Here is a 23,040-nt window from a genome sequence, read left to right as displayed (position 1 = left end):
CATACCACCGAGGTCAGGGACTCGTGATTTCGAGCCTCCATTGCCTGCGTACGATGCCAGAGGTGAGATTCCTCCCGCTGCGCCCTCTGGCCTTGGCGTCCCTTGTCGCCAACGTTGCGTTGGTCGTCACCGGTGCCGCGGTTCGTCTCACCGGCTCCGGCCTCGGCTGCCCGACCTGGCCCCGGTGCACCGACGAGTCGTACACGACGACGTCCGAGATGGGCGTGCACGGCGTGATCGAATTCGGCAACCGTCTGCTCACGTTCGCGCTCGGTTTCATCGCCGTCGCCTGCGTCATCGCGGCCCTCCTGGAACGCCCCCGCCGCCGGGCCCGGGTGCTGCTGGCCATCGCGGTGCTGCTCTACATCCCGCTGCAGGCGGTGATCGGCGGCATCACGGTGCTGACCAACCTCAACCCGTGGGTGGTCGGGCTGCACTTCCTGGTCTCCATCGTGATCATTGCTTTCGCGTACGCGCTGTGGAGGCGCAGCGCCGAGGGCGACGGCCGGCCGGTTGCGCTGGTGCCGCGCCCGATCAACCACCTGGTGTGGATCCTGTCCGTGGTGAGCGCGGCGGTCATCGCCCTGGGCGTGGTCGTCACCGGCAGCGGTCCCCACGCGGGCGACGTGGACGCCAAGCGCAACGGCCTCGACCCGGCCACGGTCTCGCAGGCCCACGCCGACGTGGTCTTCCTCCTGCTGGGCCTGACGCTGGCCCTGATCTTCGCGTTGCGCGCGGTCAAGGCACCCCGGGCCACCGTACGGGCGGCGGTCGTGCTCCTGGTGATCGAACTGGCCCAGGGGCTGATCGGCTTCGTGCAGTACTTCACCCACCTGCCGGTGCTGCTCGTCGGGGCGCACATGTTGGGGGCGGCCCTGGTCTGGACGGGCACCCTCTCGGTGGTGTGGTCCCTGCGCGACCGCCCCGACACCGTGCCCGTGGCGGCTCCGGTCGAGCCTCTGCCGGCCCCCGCCGAGGAGCCGGTCCCCGCTCCCCGCTGAGCGTTCGTCTTCCCGAGCGTTCGCCCCGCGTCCTCTTCTCGCCTTTTCGCCTTCTCCAGAAGCGACGAAACAGTCTGACCTGGACCTTCGTCTCGGCCGCCTGTGGATAACCGCGTGTCGTCCACAGGCCGGCGGATTGCTCCTTCGTCGATCGTCGCGGTTGGGCACGCTGTCCCCATGACGAACACGAGCCACACCGGACACACGACAGATCTCCCGCACGCCCGCCGTTTCCTCTCGCGCGCCCGGCGGTTCCTGGAGTGCCGACCGCCCGGCTGACCGACGGCGCTCCCCCAGACTCGGCAGGGCGGCCGATCCGGGTCCCGTCAGCCGGATCGGCACCCGCGAGCCCTGCCGACGGGTGGCGTCCACCTCGAGCCGAGGGCACCGGCAGTCCCTCTACGGCTCGGTGGGCGCCATCCACCCTCCCGGCACCGAACGCGCGGCGCCGCGCCCCGTGTCGCCCGGCGGCGCGTCTCCTCCCGTCGCGTCGCCGGGATCCCGAGAAGCACACCCGAGAAGGAAGGTGGGCCTAAGGATCACGCCACGATGCGGGCGGCCGTCGATCGGTGTCCCTGCCGCGGCCGCCCACCAACCAGGCGCGGGTGGTGGCTCACTCTCTCCGGTCACCACCCGCCCTGAGCGCCGCGGCGGGCGGTTCAGAGGCGACGGTTCAACGGCGCACGGTTCAAAGGCGCACGGCCACAAACCAAAGGCGGAGGCGGGGGCGGGGCGGGGCCCCGGAGGGGTCAGAGGCGGGCTGCGATGGCGTCGGCCAGGCGGGTGGTGGCCGCCGGGGACGAGCTCAGGAACAGGCTGGGCTCGGCCAGTTCGAGCTCCACCAGCAGCGGTTCGCCGTCGGGGCCGGGGATCAGGTCGACGCGGGCGTAGAGGAGGCGCTTCGTGCCGCCGGGGACGGCCGTGAGGACCTGGTCGGCCACGCGGCGCTCGGCGTCGGTCGGGGTGCGCGGGTCGATCTGCTCGTCGCCCGGGTCGCGGGCGCCCTCGCCGGGGCCGCGCAGCATCGGGCCCTTGCGGATCGCGTGGCTGTATGACAGGTCGCCGGTCTCGTCGGGCAGGAAGATGAGCGCGGTCTCGCCCAGCTCGGCCACCGCGGGCAGGTAGGGCTGGATCATCGCGGTGCGACCGGCGCCGGTCAGGCGGGCCACATGGGCCTCGGCCAGGGCGGTCTGGGCGGGCAGCTGATAGCGGCCGGTGTCCTGGCTGCCGGCGCTGACCGTGGGCTTGACGACCCACTCGCCCTCAGCAGGCGGGGTCCAGGTCGCGCCGGGGGCCACGAAGCCGGTCGGGGTCACCGGCAGGCCGGCCCGGGCGAGCTCGCCCAGGTAGCGCTTGTCGGTGTTCCATTCCAGGATGTCGGCCGGGTTGAGCAGGCGGGGCACCCGGCGGGCCCAGGCCATGAACTCGGTGTGGCGGGGGACGTAGTCCCAGGGGGTGCGGATCACCGCGAGGTCGTACGAGGGCCAGTCGGCCGCGGGGTCGTCCCAGCGGACGGCGTCCACCTCGATGCCGCGGGCGCGGAGGTCGTCGCGCAGCGGGTGGTCGTCCTCCCACAGGTCGGGGAAGAGGTCGCAGGTAACGAGAGCGACCCGGGAGAACTCCCGGGTCGCGTGGTGGACAGGGGAAGTCAAATCAGCGGGCCATGCTCCGGCGCGACATGGAGCGCCACAGGTCGTTGCTGGGGCGCATCTGCTCCATGAGCTCGCGCTCCCACTCGTTCTGCACCTCGACGCCGGCGCTCTCACACGCCTTGCGGGCGACCATGGTGTCGTCGGCGAACTGGTCGGACCACTCGCCGTCCTGGCCGACGAGGACGATGCGGGCACCACGCTTGCCGACGTACTCGATGACCGCTGTCGCACCACCGTGGCCGGCGGCGAAGGACTTGATCCCCGCGGTCAGTGTCGTATCGGAACCTTGAGCCATGACGGGAAGAGTAAGCACCTGGTGGCGCGAGGCAAGCACCCTCGCCCGCCTTTTGTGAGAGGAATTACCTGCGGGTTTAACTGTTTGACACATTGGTATAGACCAATTAGCCCGAATTGTCCGCATCAACCGAGTTCCATCGATCGAGTGACGGACAGTAACCAGTAATCGGGCATTTCCGGTCGCGTTGTGCGACACCCGTAACCCTCGGCCGACGCTACGGCACACCGGACCGAACGCAAGTCAGCACCCGCGAACCGTTCCGGGCCCGACCGAGCTGATCGGAAGCGCCCCCGGGACCCCACTCGACGCGTCCGGAGATTGGCACGGTCGATGCCGCCCCGAGACCCGCACAGGGAAGCCAGGAACCGCGGGAGAAGCCGGAAACGACGACGCGCCCGGCACCGCGGGAAGCGGGCGGGCGCGTGAGCCGGTGGAACGTCAGATCAGGGCATCCACCGCGACCGCGATGAACAGGATCGTCAGGTACGTGATGGACCAGTGGAACAGCCGCATCGGCTTGGCCGGCTCCCCCGCCCGCGTGCGCCGCACCAGCAGCAGCGCCTCGGCCAGGAAGGCGGCACCGGTCACGATGGCCGCGGCGCCGTAGATCCAGCCCAGACCCAGCGGCCACGCCACCAGCGAGGCGGCCAGGGTGAGGACGGTGTAGAGCACGATCTCGAAGTTGACCCGCCCGACCGACCGGACCACCGGCAGCATCGGCACGCCGGCCCGCGCGTAGTCGTCCTTGTACTTGATGGCGAGCGCATAGAAGTGCGGCATCTGCCAAAAGAAGACAATCGCAAAAAGCGCCCACGCCAGCGGGGTCACGGTGCCGGTGACGGCGGCCCAGCCGATGATCACGGGGGCCGAGCCGCAGATGCCGCCCCAGAACGTGTTGGCGGGGGTGCGGCGCTTGAGCCACAGCGTGTAGACGACGTCGTAGTAGAAGATCGCGCCGGCCGTCAGAGCCGTGGCCAGCCAGTTGGTGAACACCGCCATCAGCGCGACCGAGATCACGGCCATCGTCAGGCCGAAGATGAGCACCGACCGCGGGGTGACCGTGTTGGCCGGGAGCGGGCGGCGCTTGGTCCGTCGCATGACCTGGTCGATGTCGCGGTCGATGTAGCAGTTGAGCGCGCTCGCGGCGCCGCCCGCCATCGCCCCGCCGATCAGCACGACCGCGAGAGTGCGCAGGTCAGGCCACCCACCGGCGGCGACCATCATGGTCGGCACCGTGGTCACCAGGAGCAACTCGACGATCTGCGGCTTGCACAGGGCCAGGTACGCGCGGAACAGGGCTACGGGATCGCGACGCGTCTCGGGGAGCGCCGCGACGGCGGTCTCCTCCGTGTCGCCCGGCGGCCGTCCAGGGACGGAACGCTCGGTGATCATGCTCACGGACTGCCACCTTCCGGCTTCGGCACTAGCCAATTCACGACCATGACCGGCGCCAGCCGGCGGCACGCCCGGACAGCCTACGCTCAGCCATCTGCGCTGCTCCGGCGACCCACAACAAGAGCACGGCGTCACACAGTGCGTGTCCGCTCTCAGCGTATGGGCCTCGGGCGTTCCGTGGGCGCGGGTTTAAGGCAAGTGGATAGGGTCAACCTCAAAAGAGATTTACCGAATCCATGCCCCGAGGAGCACAACCGACGTGGCTGCCACAGATCCTGCTCTCAACTGGTCCGACCTAGACCGCAAAGCGGTGGACACTGTCCGGGTCCTGGCCATGGATGCCGTCGAGAAATCCGGCAACGGCCATCCCGGTACCGCGATGAGCCTCGCGCCCGCCGCCTACCTGCTGTTCAACCGGGTCATGAAGCACGACCCGACCGACCCGCACTGGGCCGGCCGCGACCGCTTCGTGCTCTCCTGTGGGCACTCCAGCCTCACGCTCTACATTCAGCTCTATCTCAACGGCTTCGGCCTGGCGCTGGACGACCTGGCCTCGCTGCGCCAGTGGGACTCGCTGACCCCGGGTCACCCGGAGTACGGCCACACCCCCGGCGTCGAGGTGACGACCGGCCCGCTCGGCCAGGGCATCGGCAACGCGGTGGGCATGGCGATGGCCGCCCGCCGCGAGCGTGGCCTGTTCGACCCGGAGCCCAAGCCCGGTGACTCTCTGTTCGACCACAAGGTTTACGCACTGTGTTCGGACGGCGACATCGAAGAGGGCGTCAGCCACGAGTCGAGTGCCATCGCCGGCGTGCAGAAGCTCGGCAACCTCACGGTGATCTACGACGACAACGAGATCTCCATCGAGGACGACACCCGCATCGCCAAGAACGAGGACGTCGGCGCGCGCTACGCGGCGTACGGCTGGGACGTCCGGCACGTCGACTGGCGCAAGGGCGACCCGTCCAAGGGCAGTGACTACAACGAGGACGTCGAGGCGCTGCACAAGGCGATCCTCGACGGCCACAAGGTCACCGACAAGCCGACCTTCATCGTGCTGCGGACGATCATCGGCTGGCCCGCGCCGAACAAGCAGAACACCGGCAAGATCCACGGCTCCGCGCTGGGCGCTGACGAGGTGGCCGCGACCAAGGAGGTCCTCGGCTTCGACCCGAACGAGACGTTCGCGGTCGCCGACGAGGTGCTGGCGCACACCCGCTCGGTGGTCGAGCGTGGCCAGGCCGCCCACGCCGAGTGGACCGCCAAGTTCGACACCTGGGCCAAGGCCAACCCGGAGCGCCGGGGGCTGTTCGACCGGCTCTCCAAGGGCGAGCTGCCCGTGGGCTGGGAGAAGTCGCTCCCCGAGTTCCCGGCCGACCCCAAGGGCCTGGCCACCCGCGCCGCCTCCGGCAAGATCCTCGAGGCGCTGGCGCCGGTGCTGCCCGAGCTGTGGGGCGGTTCGGCCGACCTCGCCGAGAGCAACAACACCACCATGAAGGGCGAGCCGTCCTTCATCCCAGCCGAATACGCGACCAAGGCGTTCCCCGGCAACGAGTACGGCCGCACGCTGCACTTCGGCATCCGTGAGCACGGCATGGGCTCGGTCCTCAACGGCATCACCGCGAACGGGAAGACCCGCCCGTACGGGGGTACGTTCCTGGTCTTCAGTGACTACATGCGCGGCGCCGTCCGGCTCAGCGCGCTGATGAAGCTGCCGGTCATCTACGTGTGGACGCACGACTCGATCGGTCTCGGCGAGGACGGCCCGACCCACCAGCCGATCGAGACCCTGTCCGCGCTGCGGGCCATCGTCGGTCTCGACGTGGTGCGCCCGGCCGACGCCAACGAGACCGCGTACGCCTGGCGCGGCGCCCTCGAGCACAAGGACCGTCCGACCGGTCTCGCGCTGTCCCGGCAGAACCTGCCCACGATCGACCGCAGCAAGTACGCGTCGGCCGAGGGCACCCTCAAGGGCGGCTACGTCCTCTCCGAGGCGTCCGGCGGCGAGCCCAAGGTGATCCTCATCGGCACCGGCTCCGAGGTGCAGTACTGCCTCACCGCCCAGGAGCGCCTCGAGGCCGAGGGCACGCCCACCCGCGTGGTCTCGATGCCCTGCCTCGAGTGGTTCTACGAGCAGGACACCGCCTACCAGCAGGAGGTTCTGCCCCGGGGCGTCAAGGCCCGGGTCACGGTCGAGGCCGGCATCCGCCAGAGCTGGGACCGCATCCTCGGCGAGGCCGGCGAGCCGGTGAGCATCGAGCACTACGGCGCCAGCGCGCCCGCCAAGATCCTCTTCGAGCAGTTCGGGTTCACCGCGGACAACGTGGTGGCCAAGGCCAACGCCGCCCTGGCCAAGGTCGGCGAGATCACCGGTCACAAGACCGGAAACTGAGGAGTTACCCATGACCGACAGGCTTGGTGAGCTCTCCGCTGCTGGTGTGGCGGTTTGGCTCGACGACCTCTCGCGCCCCCGGCTGACGTCCGGCGGGCTCAAGAAGATGCTGGAAGAGCAGCACGTGGTCGGTGTGACGACCAACCCGAGCATCTTCCAGAAGGCGCTGTCCGACGCCGACGCGTACGACGCGCAGCTCAAGGACCTCGCTCTGCAGGGCGTGACGGTCGAAGAGGCCGTACGCCTGATGACCGGCCGCGACGTGCGTGACGCGTGTGACGTGGAGCGCCCGGCCTACGACGCCTCCAACGGTGTCGACGGCCGCGTGTCCATCGAGGTCGACCCGCGCAAGGCCCACGAGACCGAGAGCACCGTGGCCGAGGCCAAGACGCTCTGGTGGCTGGTCGACCGCGAGAACCTCTACATCAAGATCCCGGCCACCCTGGCCGGCCTGCCGGCGATCACCGCCGTGCTGGCCGAGGGCATCAGCGTCAACGTGACCCTGATCTTCTCGAACGAGCGCTACCGCCAGGTCATGGACGCGTTCCTGGCCGGCATCGAGCAGGCCAAGGCCAACGGCCACGACATCACCAAGATCGGCTCGGTGGCGTCGTTCTTCGTCTCCCGCGTGGACAGCGAGATCGACAAGCGGCTCGAGAAGATCGGCAGCGACGAGGCCAAGGCGCTCCGGGGCAAGGCGGCCATCGCCAACGCCCAGCTGGCGTACGAGGCGTACGAGGAAGTCTTCTCGAGCGACCGGTGGAAGGCCCTCGAGTCGGCCGGTGCGCACCCGCAGCGTCCGCTGTGGGCGTCCACCTCCACCAAGAACCCGGAGTACAAGGACACCATCTACGTCGAGGAGCTGGTGGCTCCGGGCACGGTCAACACCATGCCGGAGTCCGTGATCCACGCGTTCGCCGACCACGGTGAGACCCGCACCGGCGTGGTGACCGGCTCGTACGAGGCCGCCCGCAAGGTCTTCGCCGACCTCGGCACGGTCGGCGTCGACCTGCCCGACGTCTTCAAGGTTCTCGAGGACGAGGGCGTCGACAAGTTCGAGGCCAGCTGGAAGGAGCTGCTCGAAGGCGTCGACAAGTCGCTGAAGGCGGCGGCCAAGGGCTCGAGCCACCCGAGCGACGCGGCCTGACATCTGACGAAGGGGACTCGCGAACGCGAGTCCCCTTCGCTCTGTCCCTGCTTAGACACGTACGCGACACCGAAAACTGGCAGGATGGACCACGTGGGCAATCCGCTGCGTACCGCACAGGACCGCAGGCTTCCCCGGATCCCGGAGCCCTGTGCTCTGGTGATCTTCGGAGTCACCGGTGACCTGTCCCGAAAGAAGCTCATCCCGGCCGTCTACGACCTGGCCAACCGAGGTCTGCTGCCGCCCGGATTCGTGGTTCTGGGCTTCGCCCGCCGCGACTGGGGTGACGGCGACTTCGAGTCGCTGGCGTACGAAGCGGCGAAGAAGGGCGCCCGGACCCCGTGGCGCGAAGACGTCTGGCAGCGTCTGGCCAGCCAGTTCCAGTTCGTCCCGGGCTCGTTCGACGACGACGCCGCGTTCGACCACCTGGCCGAGACGCTCGACGACCTGCGCGAGCGCAACGGCATCCCGGGCAACGCCGCCTTCTACTTCTCCATCCCGCCCGCCGCCTTCCCGCTGGTGCTCAACCAGCTCGCCCGTACGGGAATGGCCGACAACGCCAAGTCCGGGGGCTGGCGCCGCGTGGTCGTCGAGAAGCCGTTCGGCAACGACCTGCAGACCGCCATCGCGCTGAACCAGCTCGTCGACGAGGTCTTCACGCCCGGCGACGTCTACCGGATCGACCACTACCTGGGCAAGGAGACGGTCCAGAACATCCTGGCCCTGCGCTTCGCCAACAGCCTGTTCGAGCCGGTGTGGAACTCCAAGTACGTCGACTCGGTGCAGATCACGATGGCCGAAGATGTCGGCATCGGCACGCGCGCCGCGTTCTACGACGCGTCCGGCGCCGCGCGCGACGTGCTGCAGAACCACCTGCTCCAGCTGCTGGCCCTGGTGGCGATGGAGGAACCCACAAGCTTCGACCCTGATGACGTACGGGCCGAGAAGTTGAAGGTTCTGAAGGCGATCGCCATCCCGAAGGACATCTCCAAGGGTTCGGTGCGCGGGCAGTACCTCCCGGGCTGGGTCGCGGGCGAACGCGCCGTGGGCTACCTCGAGGAGAAGAACATCCCGGCCGACTCCACCACGGAGACGTACGCCGCGGTCCGCCTGGGCATCCAGAACCGCCGCTGGGCCGAGGTTCCCTTCTACGTACGGGTCGGCAAGCGCATGCCGCGCCGGGTGACCGAGATCGCGATCCTGTTCAAGAAGGCGCCGCACCTGCCGTTCGACCCGGCCGACGTCGAGATGCTGGGTCACAATCAGCTGGTCATCCGCGTGCAGCCCGACGAGGGCGTGGTGCTGAAGTACGGCTCCAAGGTGCCGGGCACCACGATGGAGGTCCGCGACATCGCGATGGACTTCCAGTACGGCGAGGCGTTCACCGAGTCCAGCCCCGAGGCGTACGAGCGTCTGGTCCTGGACGTGCTGGTCGGTGACCGGACCCTGTTCCCGGACGCCGCCGAGATCGAGCAGAGCTGGCAGGTCATCGACCCGCTGGAGGCCGCGTGGGCGGGCACCAAGCCCGAGCCCTACCGGTCCGGCGAGTGGGGCCCGCGCGCTTCGGACGAGATGCTGGCCCGTGAGGGCCGGGCCTGGAGGCGAGCATGATCGGCTTGTGGGACACCACCGGCAACGAGGTGGTCAAGGCACTGGCGGCCGAGCGTCGCAGCGCCGGCGGTGTGGCCTCGGGCCTCGCCCTGACCCTGGTCGCCGTGGTCGAGGAGAAGAAGGTCCGCGAGGCCGAGGCGGCCGCCACCATCGCCGCCGCCGCGCACCCGTGCCGACTGCTCATCGTGGTGCGCTCCGACCTGGAGGGTCGCAGCCGTCTCGACGCCGAGATCGTCGTCGGCGGCCGTCTGGGCCCGGCCGAGGCGGTCGTGATGCGCATGTACGGCCGTCTCGCGCTGCACGCCGAGTCGGTGGTCATGCCGCTGCTGGCGCCCGACGTCCCGGTCGTCACCTGGTGGCACCAGGAGCCGCCCGACATGATCGCCAACGACTTCCTGGGTGTGGTGGCCGACCGCCGCATCACCGACAGCGCGCAGGCGTACGACCCGGTGGCCGCGCTGCGGCAGCGGGCCAAGGACTACGCGCCGGGCGACACCGACCTCACCTGGACCCGCATCACCCTGTGGCGCACGCTGGTGGCCGGCGCGTTCGACACCACCGAGGCCCGGGTGACCGGGGCGACCATCGTGGCCCCGGCCAAGGACCCGACGGCCTGGCTGATGAAGGGATGGCTGCAGTCCCGGCTCGGCATCGTGCCCGAGCTGCAGCCCTCCGACCGCGCCCCGCGCATGCATTCGGTGCAGCTGATGTGCGAGAACGGCGACACGGTGACCGTGACCCGCGAGGAGAACACGGCCCTGTTCAGCCGCACCGGCCAGGAGGACCGCTACATGCCGCTGCCCAAGCGGCCGGTCGGCGACGAGCTGGCCGAGGAGCTGCGACGTCTGGACGCCGACCAGATCTACGCCGACGCGCTGGGCGCGATGGCCGGGGTCAGCGGGCTCGACGACAAGCCCCCGATGCGCGTGCACGTCTGGAAGGACCCGGCCCTGGCCGCCAAGGCGGACGAGGCCGGCGCGATGGCCGGCCCGGGTGGCTCGGCCGCCTAGCGTCGAAGTTTTTGTAAGGGCCGTCCGCCACCTGGTGGGCGGCCCGACGGCTTTCAAGGAGATGCAGAGTGAGCAAGACCCTGGTCGTGGTGGTGCCGGACGCCGACACCCTGGCCGCGACGGTGGCGTCCCGCCTGATCGCCAAGATCGTGGATGCGCAGGCCGAGCGCGGCTCGGCGAGCGTCGTGCTGACCGGCGGCCGCATCGCCAAGCGGGTGCTGGCCGCCCTCGGTGACCTGCCCGAGGCGGCCGCGATCAACTGGTCGCGGGTGGACCTGTGGTGGGGTGACGAGCGGTTCCTGCCGGCCGGCGACCCGGAACGCAACGAGACCCAGGCCCGCGAGGCCGTGCTGGACACGCTGGCCCTCGACCCGGCCCGGGTGCACGCCATGCCCGCCTCGGACGGCCCGGACGGTGACGACGCCGAGGCGGCCGCCGCCCGCTACGCCGCCGAACTGCGGGCCGGTGGCACCGATCTGCCGGCGTTCGACGTGCTGATGCTGGGCGTGGGTGAGGACGGGCACGTGGCGTCGCTCTTCCCCGGCCACCCGGTGTTCGACCTGACCGCGGGCACCACCTCGGCCGTCCACGACAGCCCGAAGCCGCCGCCGACCCGGGTCACGCTGACCCTGCCGGCGATCCAGTCGGCCGACGAGGTGTGGCTGATCGCCGCCGGCCCCGACAAGACCGACTCGGTGGGCCGGGCCGTGGGTGGCGACAAGGCTCTGCCCGCGGCACACGCCACCGGCGTCTCGAAGACCTACTGGCTGCTGGATTCGGCGGCCGCGGCCTCCGTCGCCTGACCTCGCGACGAGATCTGCTGGACGGCCCAGCTGTTGCCGTCCGGGTCGTCGAAGAAGACGAAACCGACGTTGTCCAGGGGGTGCGGCGTGGGCCGCGGGTTCTCGCCCACCACCTGGACGTCGCTGACCTCGACCCCGTTGGCGACGAGCTCCTTGTGCGCCGCCTCGATGTCGGGCACCACGAGCTGAAGGCCCTTGAGCGAGCCGGGGGCCATGTTGGGCACGGCGCCCTTGCCGATCACGACCGAGCAGCCGCTGCCGGGCGGGGTGAGCTGCACGATGCGGATGTCGTCGGAGACCACCGTGTCGTGGTCGACGGTGAAGCCGAGCCGGTCGGCGTAGAACTGTTTGGCCCGGTCCACATCGGTCACCGGGACGACGATCACTTCGAGGGTCCACTGCATCCGCACATCCTGTCATCGGACGGTGACCCCGGCCACACCCTCCGCGGATCATAGACTTCCGGAGTGCAACCAGAGATCCGCGGTTACCGTCCCACCGACCTCGACGCCGTCTACGACATCTGCGTCCGCACCGCCGACGCGGGCGGTGACGCCCGCGGCCAGAACAGCTCCGACCGGCTCGTCGGCGACATCTTCGCGGCGCCGTACGTGGTTCTGGAGCCCGGCGTGGCCCGCATCCTCGACGACGGGCACGGCAACGCGGTGGGTTACGTGGTGGGCACCGTCGACACGGCCGCCTTCGTCAAGCGGTACCGCGAGGAGTGGCTGCCGGTCACGGCCGGACGCTACGGCAACGACCCGCGCGACGAGATGTGGCTGGAGCTGCACCACTATCCCGAGCGCATGCTCATGCCCGAGCTGGCCGCCTATCCCGCGCACCTGCACATCGACCTGCTGCCGGAGTGGCAGGGCCGCGGTTTCGGGCGCGGGCTGATGTGGTCGTTCCTGGCCGGGCTGCACGCGGCCGGCGCGCCCCGGGTGCACCTGGGAATGGCCCCGCGGAACACCGCGGCGCGCGCCTTCTACGACCGGCTGGGCTTCGAACACGTGCCGGTGCCGTCCGACCCCGGGGCGCTCTACCTGGGGCGCGACACGGCCGTCTGAGAGCGGTCAGTCGCCGCGACCGCGCCGCTGGCGGAGCTTGGCCAGCGCCTCCTCCAGAATCTTGGCGCCGTCCTCGTCGGTGCGCCGCTCCTTGACGTACGCCAGATGCGACTTGTACGGCTCGGCGCGTGACCGGCCCGGCGGGTTCTGCCGGTCGAGGCCCGCGGGCTGGCCGCACCGCGGGCAGTCCCACGAGTCGGGCGGGGAGGCCTCGGCGGAGAACAAGATCTGGCTCGCGTGCCCGGCCGCGCAGAAGTAGGTCACCTCCCGCCGAGGGGCGGGCTCACTGCGCTCGTCGGGGCGTACCGGGGACGAGCCGACTCGGCTGCCACGGATCGCACTGCCACTGGACACGGACGTGACTCCTGTCTCGAGGGCGCTGGTTGTCGACGGCCGGAAATCAGGCCGAAACAGAACATAAAAACGCCGCGCGCCCGGCATAACCGGACGCGCGGCAGAGTCTACGACTATTACGCTCCGTAAGGAAGAACGGGACGTAAGGAAAGTCAGGAACCCGGAACGGACACCCGCATCCACAGGCCGAGGCCGATGATGCAGGCGAACCAGACGATGCCCACCAGCACCGTGTAGCGGTCGAGGTTCTTCTCCGCGACCGACGAACCGGCCAGGCTGGAGGTGACGCCGCCGCCGAACATGCTGGACATGCCGCCGCCCTTGCCGCGGTGCAGCAGGATCAGCAGGGTCAGCAGCACGCTGGTCAGGACCAGCAGACTGATCAACGTGTACGCGAACCACATCGGCATGGTCGGGTCATTCCTCTCGAAGGGCACAGGAGCCGTCCAACAATAGCTTGTGCCCGGGCGCGTGGTGCGCCCGGGCACGCGCTGCGTGCATCCCGTGTCAGCGTGCTGTTCAGGAGCGGCGTGCTCCCGTCAGCGGGCGACGTGCTCCCGTCAGCGGGCGACGTGCTCCTTGAACCGGGCGATGGACGCGAACTCCTCGGCGTCCAGGCTCGCGCCGCCGATCAGGGCGCCGTCCACGTCGGGCTTGGCCATGATCTGCGCGATGTTCGCCGCCTTGACCGAGCCGCCGTAGAGCACCCGCACGGCGTCGGCGACCTCGGCCCCGTACACCTTGGCGAGCTGGGCCCGGATCTCCCCGCACACCTCCTGGGCGTCCTCGGGGGTCGCGGTCTTGCCGGTGCCGATCGCCCAGACCGGCTCGTACGCGATGACGATCTGCTTGACCTGCTCGGGCTTGAGCCCGGCCAGGCCGGCGTCGACCTGCGAGGTGCAGTGCGCGACGTGGCCGTTCTCCTCGCGGACGGACAGGCCCTCGCCCACGCAGAGGATCGGCGTCATGTTGTTCGCGAAGATCTGCTTGACCTTCGCGTTCACCAGGGCGTCGTCCTCGTTGTGGTACTCGCGGCGCTCGGAGTGGCCGGCCAGCACGAAGGTGCAGCCCAGCTTCTCCAGCATCGAGCCGGCGATCTCACCGGTGTAGGCGCCGGACTTGTGCTGCGAGATGTCCTGCGCGCCGTAGACGATGTTCAGCTTGTCGCCGTCGACCGCGGTCTGCACGGTGCGCAGGTCGGTGAACGGCGGCAGCACGGCCACCTCGACGTCGGTCAGCTGCTGCTCGCTCAGGCTGGCGGCGAGCTTCTGCACCAGAAGGTTGGCCTCGAAGTGGTTGAGGTTCATCTTCCAGTTCCCGGCCATCAGGGGCCGGCGAACGTCCGCCATTACTTCTCCAGTGCTTCGATGCCGGGGAGGGTCTTGCCCTCGAGGTACTCCAGGGAGGCGCCGCCACCCGTCGAGATGTGCCCGAAGGCGCTCTCGTCGAGGCCGAGCGTGCGCACGGCCGCCGCCGAGTCACCGCCACCGACGACCGAGAAGCCGTCGATCTTGGTGATGGCCTCGGCCACGCCCCGGGTGCCGGCCGCGAACGGGGCCAGCTCGAACACGCCCATCGGGCCGTTCCAGAACACGGTCTTCGCCCCGCCGATGGCCTCGGCGAACAGCGCGACCGACTCGGGCCCGATGTCGAGGCCCAGCCGGTCGGCCGGGATCTCGGAGGCGGGCACGGTGACGTGGTCGGCGTCGGCCGAGAACTCGGTCGCGGCGACGACGTCGACCGGCAGCACGATCCGGCCCTGCGCCTCGGAAAGCAGGTCGCGGCAGGTGGCGACCATCTCGTCCTCGAGCAGCGACTTGCCGACCTCGTGGCCCTGGGCCTTGAGGAAGGTGAAGCACATGCCGCCGCCGACCAGGAGCTTGTCGACCTTGGGCAGCAGCGCCTTGATCACCGCGAGCTTGTCGGACACCTTCGAGCCACCGAGCACGACCACGTACGGCTGCTCGGGGTTCTCGGTGACCTTCTTGAGGACGTCGACCTCTTTGATGACGAGGCCGCCGGCGTAGTGCGGCAGCACGGCCGGAACGTCGTACACCGAAGCGTGCTTGCGGTGCACGGCGCCGAACGCGTCGTCGACGTAGAAATCGGCGAACGCCGCCAGCTCGGCCGCGAACGCCGCCCGTACGGCGTCGTCCTTGGAGGTCTCGCCCTCGTTGAACCGCAGGTTCTCGAGGAGCAGCACCTGGCCGTCGGTCAGCGCCTCGACCTTGGCGGCCGCGTCGGAGCCGACGGTGTCGGTCGCGAAGACCACCGGCGAGCCCAGCAGCTCACCGAGCCGCGTGGCGACCGGCTGCAGGGTGTACTTGGGGTCGGGCGCGCCCTTGGGGCGGCCGAGGTGCGACATCACGATGACGCGGGCACCCGCGTCACGCAGCGCGATCAGCGTCGGCAGCACCGCACGGGCGCGGCCGTCGTCGCTGATGACGCCCGGGTTCGCCTTGTCGAACGGGACGTTCAGGTCGGCGCGCACGATGACGCGCCGACCCGAGACACCCTCGCCGAGCAGGTCGTCGAGAGTCTTCAAGATCAGGCTCCGACGAGCTTGACCAGGTCGACGAGGCGGTTCGAGTAGCCCCACTCGTTGTCGTACCAGCCGACGACCTTGACCTGGTTGCCGCCGATGACCTTGGTCAGGCCGGCGTCGAAGATGCAGGAGGCCGGGTCGGTGACGATGTCGGAGGAGACGATCTCGTCCTCGGTGTAGACCAGGATGCCGCGCAGCGCGCCCTCGGCGGCCGCCTTGATCGCCGCGTTGACCTCTTCGACCGAGGTGTCACGGGCGGCGGTGAAGGTGAGGTCGGTGGCCGAGCCGGTGGGGATCGGCACCCGCAGCGCGAAGCCGTCGAGCTTGCCCTTGAGCTCCGGCAGCACCAGGCTGACCGCCTTCGCGGCACCGGTCGAGGTCGGCACGATGTTCAGGGCGGCGGCGCGGGCGCGACGCAGGTCCTTGTGCGGGCCGTCCTGCAGGTTCTGGTCCTGGGTGTACGCGTGGATCGTGGTCATCAGACCCTTCTCGATCCCGATCGCGTCGTTGAGGACCTTCGCCATCGGGGCGAGGCAGTTGGTGGTGCAGGAAGCGTTGGAGATGATGTTGTGCTGCGCGGCGTCGTACAGGCCGTCGTTGACGCCCATGACGACCGTGATGTCCTCGTTCTTGGCCGGAGCCGAGATGATGACCTTCTTGGCGCCCTTGTCGATGTGGGCCTTGGCCTTGGTGGCGTCGGTGAAGAAGCCGGTCGACTCGATGACGACGTCGGCGCCCAGGTCGCCCCAGGGCAGGTTGTTCGGGTCACGCTCGGCGAACGCCTTGAAGGTCTTGCCACCGACGGTGATCTCGTCGGCGGTGGCCTTCACCTCGTGCGGCAGGCGGCCGAGGATCGAGTCGTACTTGAGCAGGTGGGCGAGCGTCGCGTTGTCGGTCAGGTCGTTCACGCCGACGATCTCGATGTCCGCACCGGAGGCGGCAGCCGCCCGGAAGAAGTTGCGGCCGATACGGCCGAAGCCGTTGATGCCAACCCGGATGGTCACAGGTGGATCTCCTCGTTTCGGTCCGCCGGATTATGCGACCGGCGGAGGGTCTGCGTTGCCGACCATGTCGAGGGCCGGCAGAAGGGCGTCCGGTCGCCGCGCCTGAGCTGAGGGAGGCGTCGCGAAAAGACTGGCGGCGCCCAGCGCGGTCGGCCGAGCTGCCGGCACCGTCGCCGTCGGTAAGACCCTATCCGAGGCCCCTGAGACTTTTTCCCAGGGGTCGCAACCTAACCGTGACGATGCCCCGCCGTTAACCTGCGCTTCTTCTGACGGAAAACCCATTTCCCGTACGCGACCCCGCCGTCACCAACAGCAACGGCGCCGGATCGGCTCACCCCGCGTTGCTCGTGAGCTCGTGAGTCTCAGCAGGCCATCATCTCGGGGGTGACGGCCGCCTCGGTGTCGGGGATGCCCAGGTCGCGGGCGCGCTTGTCGGCGAGGGCGAGCAGACGCCTTATACGGCCGGCGATCGCATCCTTCGTCAGCGGCGGGTCGGCCAGGGCGCCCAGCTCCTCGAGGGAGGCCTGGCGGTGCTCGAGGCGCAGCTGGCCGGCCGACGTGAGGTGGTTGGGGGCCTCGTCGGCCAGGATCTCGAGCGCACGGGTGACCCGGGCCGCGGCGGCGACCGCGGCGCGGGCCGAGCGGCGCAGGTTGGCGTCGTCGAAGTTGGCCAGGCGGTTGGCCGTGGCCCGCACCTCGCGGCGGACCCGGCGCTCCTCCCAGGCCAGCACGCTGGCGTGGGCGCCGATGCGGGTGAGCAGCGCGGCGATCGCGTCGCCGTCCTTGATCACGACCCGGTCGACCCCGCGGACCTCGCGCTCCTTGGCCGTGATGCCGATGCGCCGGGCCGCCCCGCGCAGCGCCAGGGCCGCCTCGGGGCCGGGGCAGGTGATCTCGAGGGCGCTGGACCGGCCGGGCTCGGTGAGCGAGCCGTGCGCCATGAACGCGCCCCGCCACGCGGCCACCGCGCAGCAGACGTTGGCCGAGACCACATGCGGCGGCAGGCCCCGGACGGGACGGCCCCGCACGTCGAGCAGGCCGGTCTGGCGCGCGAGGGCCTCGCCGTCCTTGACGATGCGCACGATGTAGTGGCTGCCCTTACGCAGCCCGCCCGAGGCGAGAACGTGCACCTCGCTCGGGTAGCCGTAGACGTCGGCGATCTCGCGCCGCAGGCGCCGGGCGACCGCCCCGGTGTCCAGCTCCGCCTCGACCACCACCCGGCCGGAGACGATGTGCAGACCGCCCGCGAACCGCAGCAGCGCCGCCATCTCGGCGCGCCGGCAGCAGGGCTTGGGCACGTCGACCCGGCTCAGCTCGTCCTTGACCGCTGCCGTCATCGCCATCGTGATGTCACCTCATGCGCCGGATCTTGACCATTTTGTACCGATTACGCGTGCTTAACGAGCGGCGCCCAGTACGGGAACCAGGGCAACGCCCAACGACTCAGGATCATGCTTCGGACTGCCGTCCGCAACGGCCACGGATGCCAGCACGAGACGGGCCCCCAGACCCTCGGCGGCCCGCCGCACCGGTTCGGGCTCCCCCACCCACCGGCCGTCGGCCAGCACCACGTCGACCCGCAGGCCGGGCAGATAGCGGTGCAGGGCGGCCAGGTGGTCGGCGTCCGAGAGGCCGGCCGTCTCGTTGTCGGTGGACAGGTTGAGCGTCACCAGCCGCCGGGCCGGGCTCTTCATGATCGCCTCGGCCAGCTGCGGCACCATCAGGTGGGGCAGCACGCTGGTGAACCAGCTGCCCGGCCCGAAGATCAGCCAGTCGGCGGCGTCGATCGCGGCGATGGCCTGCGCGCACACCGGCGGGTCGGCCGGGTCGATGCGGACCGCCTCGACGTGACCGTGCGCGACGGCGACCGCATGCTGACCGCGGACGGTGACGACCTCGTGCGGGCGGGCCGGGTCGGCGCCGCGCATGTCGGCCTCGATGCCGATCGCGTGGCGGGCCATCGGCAGCACCCGGCCGCGCGCCCCTACCATCGCCGCCGCGTGATCCAGCGCTTCCACCGGGTCGCCCAGCATCTCCATCAGGCCGAGCAGCAGCAGGTTGCCCACGGCGTGCCCGACCAGCGGATCGGGGCCCTCGCCGCCGGCCGGGATCTCGGCGAAACGGTATTGCAGGAGCTTCGCCGTCTGCTGGGTGATCGCCTGGTCGTCGGCCAGCGCGGCCAGGGCCTGGCGCAGGTCGCCCGGCGGCAGCAGCGCGTCACGCTCGGCCAGGAGGCGGCCGCTGGAGCCACCGTCGTCACCGACCGTCACCACGGCCGTGATGTCGAGGTCGAGGCCGGCGGCGGCGCGGCTGCGCAGGGCACGCAGCGAGGCGCTCAGCCCGTGGCCGCCGCCGAAGGCGACCACCCGTACGGCGGGCATGGTCACTCCCGCCCCAGATCGCGATGGGAGGAATGGGCGGAGAGCCGCATGTCGCGCAGCTGGGCCGTGAGCTCCTCGGAGATCGCGACACTGCGGTGCTTGCCGCCCGTGCAGCCGACTGCGACGGTCAGGTAGCGCTTGCCCTCACGTTCGAAGCCCGGGGCGGTGGCCGCGATCAGGCTCGCGTACGTCTTCACGAAGTCGCTCGCGCCCTCCTGGTCGAGCACGTAGGTGCTGACGGCCTCCTCGAGGCCGGTGTGGTCGCGCAGATCGGGCACCCAGAACGGGTTGGGCAGGAACCGCGCGTCCATCACGTAGTCGGCGTCGGGCGGAAGGCCGTACTTGAAACCGAACGAGAGCACGGTGATGCGCAGCCGGCGCACGTCCTCACCGCCGAACAGCTCCTCGACCCGGCGGCGCAGCTGGTTCACGTTCAGGTGGCTGGTGTCGATGATCACATCGGCCTGCTCGCGGGCCTCGGCCAGCAGCTTGCGCTCGGCCGCGATGCCGTCGGAGAGGCGGCCGTCGCCCTGCAGCGGGTGCGAGCGGCGCACCGACTCGAAGCGGCGGATCAGCACGTCGTCCTCGGCGTCGACGAACACGACCCGGGGCGAGAAGCCGCGCTCCCGCAGCGCGTGGATGGCGGCGGCCAGGTCGGTCGAGAACGCCCGGCTGCGCACGTCGAGCACCATGGCCGTACGGCGGGCGGCTCCCCCGGCCTGGAAGGCGAGCTGGGCCATGTCGAGCATCAGCGCCTGCGGAAGGTTGTCGACCACGTAGAAGCCGACATTTTCCAGCGCGCGGGCGACCGTGCTGCGCCCACCGCCGGAGACACCTGTCACGACCACCAGATCGGTGGTCACCTCGTCGGGATCGGTCGCGTCGGACACGAACTCCGGCATCGACTCCGTCAACGCACGCCTCCCAGCGTCGCTTCGCCCGCGCCCCCTGGCGGACACAACATCCTAGGCCGAAGCCCCGACCCCGATCCCGCCGGACGCCTGTCGTCCATCCGATCGGTGTCCTGGCCCCGGTCGTTACAACCGAGTTCCATCACCGCAGGTTCCGCACCGCGGCGACTGCCACAACCGCACTCCCCCGCCGCCCATTCCTGAGCCTTGGATGACGGGCCACATCGCAGCCGGCCTTCATCGTGCGGGTGCCCCACACCCCTCCGGGCGCTGCCGACCCTACCCGGCCAGGACGGGCGCGCGGAGTTGTCCACAATTCCCGGTTGTCCACAGGGCACCCCGCAAAGATCGGCCCACTCCGGAACAATGAAGGTGTGGGTGGGGGTCCCCCTGGTAGGGCGGGTAATGCGGTGGGATCCGTACCAGCCGGCAGCCGGTGACTGTGTTCAGCCGGGTGTGCCGGAGACTGGGCGCGGGCCCTGGGAACGGTTGGCGCCCGCCTTGGTCCGGCCCGCACCACCCAGCGGGACGGCGGACTGCCCCGGGGACTCCGCGACCGGCTCGGAGGCGGCCGGCTTCTTGGCGGCGTCGGGGTTCAGGGCAGCCAGCAAAGCCTCGGCGGTGCGGCGGCCGATGCCGGGGACCTCGGTGATCTCTTCGGGCGTGGCGGCGGAGAGCCGCTTCAGGGAGCCGAAGTGGCGTAGCAACGCCTTGCGGCGGGTCTCGCCCAGGCCGGGCACGTTGTCGAGGGCCGAGGCCGTCATGCGCTTCGAGCGCCGCTGCCGGTGGAACGTGATCGCGAAGCGGTGGGCCTCGTCGCGGACGCGCTGCAGCAGGTAGAGCGCCTCGGACGTGCGGGGCAGGATGACCGGGAAGTCGTCGCCGGGCAACCAGACCTCCTCCAGCCGCTTGGCCAGGCCGCACAGCGCCACATCGGTGATGCCGAGGTCGGACAGCACGGCCGCGACCGCGTTGACCTGGGGCTGGCCGCCGTCGACGACGACCAGCTGCGGCGGGTAGGCGAAGCGGCGGGGCTTGCCGGTGAGCGGGTCGATGCCGGGCAGGTCGTTGGTGGCGACCTCGGCGGCGGCATCCGCCCCCACCGAACCGGCCACCGAACCGGCGGGCTCCGGCTCCGCGGGCGCGTCCGTCCACGTCGCGCCGTCCGGACCGGCTGCGACGGCCGCGTCGTCGGGCTCGTCGGAGCCGGGCTGGTCGCGCGGGGCGTCGGCGCCGGGCTGGGCCCGGAAACGCGCGAACCGCCGCCGCATCACCTCGCTCATCGCGGACAGGTCGTCCATGCCGCTGCCGTCGGCGTTGCCGCGGACGGCGAAACGACGGTATTCGCTCTTGCGGGCCAGACCGTCCTCGAAGACGACCATCGAGGCGACCACGTCGGTGCCCTGGATCTGGGACACGTCGAAACACTCGATGCGCAGCGGCGCCGAGTCGAGGCCGAGCGCCTCGGCGATCTCGTCGAGGGCCTTGCTGCGGGTCGTCAGGTCGCCCGCGCGGCGCAGCTTGTGCCGCTGCAGGGACTCGCCGGCGTTGCGGGCCACCGTCTCCATCAGGGAGCGCTTGTCGCCGCGCTGCGGCACCCGCAGGGCGACCCGGCTGCCCCGGCGCTCGGAGAGCCAGTCGGCCAGGGCCGGGGCGTCGTCGGGCAGGGCGGGCACGAGCAGCTCGCGCGGCACGTCGCTCTCGCCCTCGGACTCGCCGTACATCTGGGTGCAGAAGTGGTGGACGAGGTCGCCGGTGGTGAGATCTTCCACCTTTTCCACGACCCAGCCCCGCTGACCGCGGACGCGGCCGTCGCGCACGTGGAAAACCTGCACCGCGGCCTCGAGCGGGTCTTCGGAGAAGGCGACCACGTCGGCGTCGGTGCCGTCGCCGAGCACCACCGTCTGCTTCTCCATGGCGCGGCGCAGGGCCGCGATGTCGTCACGCAGCCGCGCCGCCCGCTCGAACTCGAGCTCTTCGGAGGCGGCCATCATCTCGCGTTCGAGCCGCTTGACGAACGTGTCGGTCTTGCCGCCCATGAAGTCGCAGAAGTCGTCGACGATCGCGCGGTGCTCCTCGGCCGTGACCGAGCCGACGCACGGGGCCGAGCACTTGCCGATGTAGCCCAGCAGGCAGGGGCGGCCGATCTGGCCCGAGCGCTTGAAGACGCCGGACGAGCACGTGCGGGCCGGGAAGACCCGCAGCAGCAGGTCGAGCGTCTCGCGGATGGCCCAGGCGTGCGAATAGGGGCCGAAATAGCGGACGCCCTTGCGCTTGGCGCCGCGCATCACCTGCAACCGGGGGAACTCCTCGTTCAGCGTCACCGCCAGGAACGGGTAGGACTTGTCGTCCCGGTACTTCACGTTGAACCGCGGGTCGAACTCCTTGATCCAGGAGAACTCCAGCTGCAGCGCCTCGACCTCGGTGCCGACGGTCACCCAGTCCACACCGGCCGCCGTGGTGACCATCTGCTGCGTGCGCGCGTGCAGCGACCACGTGTCGGCGAAGTAGGAATTCAGCCGGTTCCGCAGGTTTTTGGCCTTGCCCACGTAGATGACGCGGCCGGCCGGGTCGCGGAAACGGTAGACGCCCGGAGCCTCGGGAATGGTGCCGGGCGCGGGGCGGTAGCTGGAGGGGTCTGGCACAGGCTCAACAGTAGTGCGAGGGACTGACATGATTACCCGACCGGAGGTCCGTCGCCGCCGCCACGGCGCCGGACCTCCGGCCCGGAAACGGGCTGGAACGAACCGGAATATCAGGCGGCGACGATGTTGTCGCCGTCCACCTTGACCTTCGTCTCGGGCAGCGCCTTGGTGGCCGGGCCCGAGGTCGGCTCGCCGGTGTCGATCGAGAACTTGCTGTTGTGGCAGGGGCACGCGATCTGCCCGCCGTCGATCTTGTTGACGTCGCAGCCGGCGTGGGTGCAGACCTTGCTGAACGCCTTGAACTGGCCCGCGGTGGGCTGGGTGATCACGTAGTCACCCTGGATGATGCCGCCGCCCTCGGGCACGTCACCCACGGCGGCCAGGGTCGCCCCACCGGAGCCGCCGTTGCTGCCCGAACCGCTGTCGTTGCCGCCGCCGGGGGCCGCGCTGCCGGCCGGGCCCGGGTTGTCGGAGAAGTCGCTGCCGTTGCTGTTGGTGCTCGTCGAGCTCGTGCCGCAGGCGGCCAGGACAGCGGTGGCACCCGCCGCGCCGGCGCCAAGCAGGACCACACGGCGTGTCGAGGCCGCACCGGAACGACGCGGCTCCTCGGGGGAGATCTCGGCGTCGGTCTTGGTCTGCACGTCTGTCATCGTGTGTCCTCCAGTGCCTGGTCCGCGTAGATGGTCACGCGGCGTCGCCTCTACATACGCTGCCGCGGCTCACCGGGTTCAGGCTCGCCGCGAAATTGTCCGCCGTTGCCGCGGCGGTCCATCCGGGTTTGCGTGCTTTCGCCCGGCGCCGTCGTCGGCTGTTCACCCGGACAG

21 protein-coding genes are annotated in these 23,040 nt (G+C 70.3%); 7 read left to right on the top strand and 14 right to left on the bottom strand.

Annotated elements, in window-relative coordinates:
• Positions 1–62: 62 nt before the first annotated feature.
• Positions 63–1,001: a COX15/CtaA family protein gene (locus JIG36_RS07415; RefSeq protein ID WP_307872601.1), complete on the top strand. Its 939-nt coding sequence runs from the start codon at positions 63–65 to the stop codon at positions 999–1,001.
• Between the two features lie 749 nt (positions 1,002–1,750).
• Here the strand turns inward: JIG36_RS07415 and JIG36_RS07410 are convergent.
• From JIG36_RS07410 to JIG36_RS07400, 3 genes are all read right to left on the bottom strand, one after another.
• The gene (locus JIG36_RS07410) at positions 1,751–2,653 is read right to left on the bottom strand and encodes an ATP-grasp domain-containing protein (protein WP_203375291.1); all 903 of its coding nucleotides are present in this window, start codon (positions 2,651–2,653) and stop codon (positions 1,751–1,753) included.
• Position 2,654: 1 nt separating this feature from the next.
• The gene (locus JIG36_RS07405; RefSeq protein ID WP_203375290.1) at positions 2,655–2,948 is read right to left on the bottom strand and encodes a hypothetical protein; all 294 of its coding nucleotides are present in this window, start codon (positions 2,946–2,948) and stop codon (positions 2,655–2,657) included.
• Positions 2,949–3,389: 441 nt separating this feature from the next.
• Positions 3,390–4,349: a heme o synthase gene (locus tag JIG36_RS07400; RefSeq protein ID WP_307872600.1), complete on the bottom strand. Its 960-nt coding sequence runs from the start codon at positions 4,347–4,349 to the stop codon at positions 3,390–3,392.
• Between the two features lie 256 nt (positions 4,350–4,605).
• Between JIG36_RS07400 and tkt the strand changes: the two genes are divergently transcribed.
• From tkt to pgl, 5 genes are all read left to right on the top strand, one after another.
• Positions 4,606–6,738, top strand: a complete 2,133-nt coding sequence (tkt, locus tag JIG36_RS07395; RefSeq protein WP_203375289.1) for a transketolase — start codon at positions 4,606–4,608, stop codon at positions 6,736–6,738.
• Between the two features lie 10 nt (positions 6,739–6,748).
• Positions 6,749–7,885 (top strand): transaldolase, encoded by a 1,137-nt coding sequence (tal, locus tag JIG36_RS07390; protein ID WP_203375288.1) that lies wholly within the window; start codon positions 6,749–6,751, stop codon positions 7,883–7,885.
• A 93-nt stretch (positions 7,886–7,978) separates the two neighbouring features.
• Positions 7,979–9,496 carry a glucose-6-phosphate dehydrogenase gene (gene zwf / locus JIG36_RS07385; RefSeq protein WP_203375287.1) on the top strand — a complete coding sequence of 506 codons (1,518 nt, stop codon included), beginning with the start codon at positions 7,979–7,981 and terminating at the stop codon, positions 9,494–9,496.
• Positions 9,493–10,506 (top strand): glucose-6-phosphate dehydrogenase assembly protein OpcA, encoded by a 1,014-nt coding sequence (locus JIG36_RS07380; RefSeq protein ID WP_203375286.1) that lies wholly within the window; start codon positions 9,493–9,495, stop codon positions 10,504–10,506. Before zwf ends, JIG36_RS07380 begins: the two co-directional genes overlap by 4 nt.
• A 68-nt stretch (positions 10,507–10,574) precedes the next feature.
• Complete coding sequence (gene pgl, locus JIG36_RS07375) at positions 10,575–11,309, top strand: 6-phosphogluconolactonase (RefSeq protein WP_203375285.1); 735 nt, start codon at positions 10,575–10,577, stop codon at positions 11,307–11,309.
• Here pgl and JIG36_RS07370 read toward each other — a convergent pair.
• Positions 11,267–11,713: a VOC family protein gene (locus JIG36_RS07370; protein WP_203375284.1), complete on the bottom strand. Its 447-nt coding sequence runs from the start codon at positions 11,711–11,713 to the stop codon at positions 11,267–11,269. The two genes, pgl and JIG36_RS07370, sit on opposite strands and share 43 nt — an antisense overlap.
• 63 nt (positions 11,714–11,776) lie before the next feature.
• Between JIG36_RS07370 and JIG36_RS07365 the strand changes: the two genes are divergently transcribed.
• Positions 11,777–12,376 (top strand): GNAT family N-acetyltransferase, encoded by a 600-nt coding sequence (locus tag JIG36_RS07365; protein ID WP_203375283.1) that lies wholly within the window; start codon positions 11,777–11,779, stop codon positions 12,374–12,376.
• A gap of 6 nt (positions 12,377–12,382) precedes the next feature.
• Here JIG36_RS07365 and JIG36_RS07360 read toward each other — a convergent pair whose 3' ends face one another.
• From JIG36_RS07360 to JIG36_RS07315, 10 genes are all read right to left on the bottom strand, one after another.
• Positions 12,383–12,730, bottom strand: a complete 348-nt coding sequence (locus JIG36_RS07360) for an RNA polymerase-binding protein RbpA (protein WP_203375282.1) — start codon at positions 12,728–12,730, stop codon at positions 12,383–12,385.
• Positions 12,731–12,882: 152 nt separating this feature from the next.
• Entirely contained in the window at positions 12,883–13,140 is a 258-nt protein-coding gene (secG, locus tag JIG36_RS07355) for a preprotein translocase subunit SecG (protein ID WP_203375281.1), read from the bottom strand.
• 150 nt (positions 13,141–13,290) lie between these two features.
• A complete protein-coding gene (tpiA, locus tag JIG36_RS07350) occupies positions 13,291–14,079 on the bottom strand; it encodes a triose-phosphate isomerase (protein WP_203375280.1) in 789 nt (262 codons plus the stop codon).
• Positions 14,079–15,281 carry a phosphoglycerate kinase gene (locus JIG36_RS07345; protein ID WP_203375786.1) on the bottom strand — a complete coding sequence of 401 codons (1,203 nt, stop codon included), beginning with the start codon at positions 15,279–15,281 and terminating at the stop codon, positions 14,079–14,081. The genes tpiA and JIG36_RS07345 overlap by 1 nt, the downstream gene beginning before the upstream one ends.
• On the bottom strand, positions 15,278–16,279 hold the full coding sequence (gap, locus tag JIG36_RS07340; protein ID WP_203375279.1) for a type I glyceraldehyde-3-phosphate dehydrogenase: 1,002 nt from the start codon (positions 16,277–16,279) through the stop codon (positions 15,278–15,280). The genes JIG36_RS07345 and gap overlap by 4 nt, the downstream gene beginning before the upstream one ends.
• A 362-nt stretch (positions 16,280–16,641) precedes the next feature.
• Complete coding sequence (gene whiA / locus JIG36_RS07335; RefSeq protein WP_097322458.1) at positions 16,642–17,622, bottom strand: DNA-binding protein WhiA; 981 nt, start codon at positions 17,620–17,622, stop codon at positions 16,642–16,644.
• A 54-nt stretch (positions 17,623–17,676) separates the two neighbouring features.
• Positions 17,677–18,660 (bottom strand): gluconeogenesis factor YvcK family protein, encoded by a 984-nt coding sequence (locus JIG36_RS07330; RefSeq protein ID WP_203375278.1) that lies wholly within the window; start codon positions 18,658–18,660, stop codon positions 17,677–17,679.
• A 2-nt stretch (positions 18,661–18,662) separates the two neighbouring features.
• Entirely contained in the window at positions 18,663–19,562 is a 900-nt protein-coding gene (gene rapZ / locus JIG36_RS07325; RefSeq protein WP_203375785.1) for an RNase adapter RapZ, read from the bottom strand.
• Between the two features lie 455 nt (positions 19,563–20,017).
• Positions 20,018–22,216, bottom strand: a complete 2,199-nt coding sequence (gene uvrC / locus JIG36_RS07320; protein ID WP_203375277.1) for an excinuclease ABC subunit UvrC — start codon at positions 22,214–22,216, stop codon at positions 20,018–20,020.
• A gap of 110 nt (positions 22,217–22,326) precedes the next feature.
• On the bottom strand, positions 22,327–22,866 hold the full coding sequence (locus JIG36_RS07315) for a Rieske (2Fe-2S) protein (RefSeq protein ID WP_203375276.1): 540 nt from the start codon (positions 22,864–22,866) through the stop codon (positions 22,327–22,329).
• Positions 22,867–23,040: the final 174 nt, after the last annotated feature.

This window comes from Paractinoplanes ovalisporus (genome assembly GCF_016834655.1).
Lineage (GTDB): Bacteria > Actinomycetota > Actinomycetes > Mycobacteriales > Micromonosporaceae > Actinoplanes > Actinoplanes ovalisporus.
The sequence above is the reverse complement of the archived record's forward strand: the minus strand, read 5'-3'. Positions and strand labels throughout refer to the sequence as shown.

Excerpts from the sequence above, each read along its gene's own strand:
- JIG36_RS07405 (WP_203375290.1), bottom strand. The coding sequence starts at position 2,948 with ATGGCTCAAGGTTCCGATACGACACTGACCGCGGGGATCAAGTCCTTC.
- tal (WP_203375288.1), top strand. The coding sequence starts at position 6,749 with ATGACCGACAGGCTTGGTGAGCTCTCCGCTGCTGGTGTGGCGGTTTGG.
- JIG36_RS07380 (WP_203375286.1), top strand. The coding sequence starts at position 9,493 with ATGATCGGCTTGTGGGACACCACCGGCAACGAGGTGGTCAAGGCACTG.
- JIG36_RS07370 (WP_203375284.1), bottom strand. The coding sequence starts at position 11,713 with ATGCAGTGGACCCTCGAAGTGATCGTCGTCCCGGTGACCGATGTGGAC.
- secG (WP_203375281.1), bottom strand. The coding sequence starts at position 13,140 with ATGCCGATGTGGTTCGCGTACACGTTGATCAGTCTGCTGGTCCTGACC.
- tpiA (WP_203375280.1), bottom strand. The coding sequence starts at position 14,079 with ATGGCGGACGTTCGCCGGCCCCTGATGGCCGGGAACTGGAAGATGAAC.
- whiA (WP_097322458.1), bottom strand. The coding sequence starts at position 17,622 with ATGGCGATGACGGCAGCGGTCAAGGACGAGCTGAGCCGGGTCGACGTG.
- JIG36_RS07330 (WP_203375278.1), bottom strand. The coding sequence starts at position 18,660 with ATGCCCGCCGTACGGGTGGTCGCCTTCGGCGGCGGCCACGGGCTGAGC.
- rapZ (WP_203375785.1), bottom strand. The coding sequence starts at position 19,562 with ATGCCGGAGTTCGTGTCCGACGCGACCGATCCCGACGAGGTGACCACC.
- JIG36_RS07315 (WP_203375276.1), bottom strand. The coding sequence starts at position 22,866 with ATGACAGACGTGCAGACCAAGACCGACGCCGAGATCTCCCCCGAGGAG.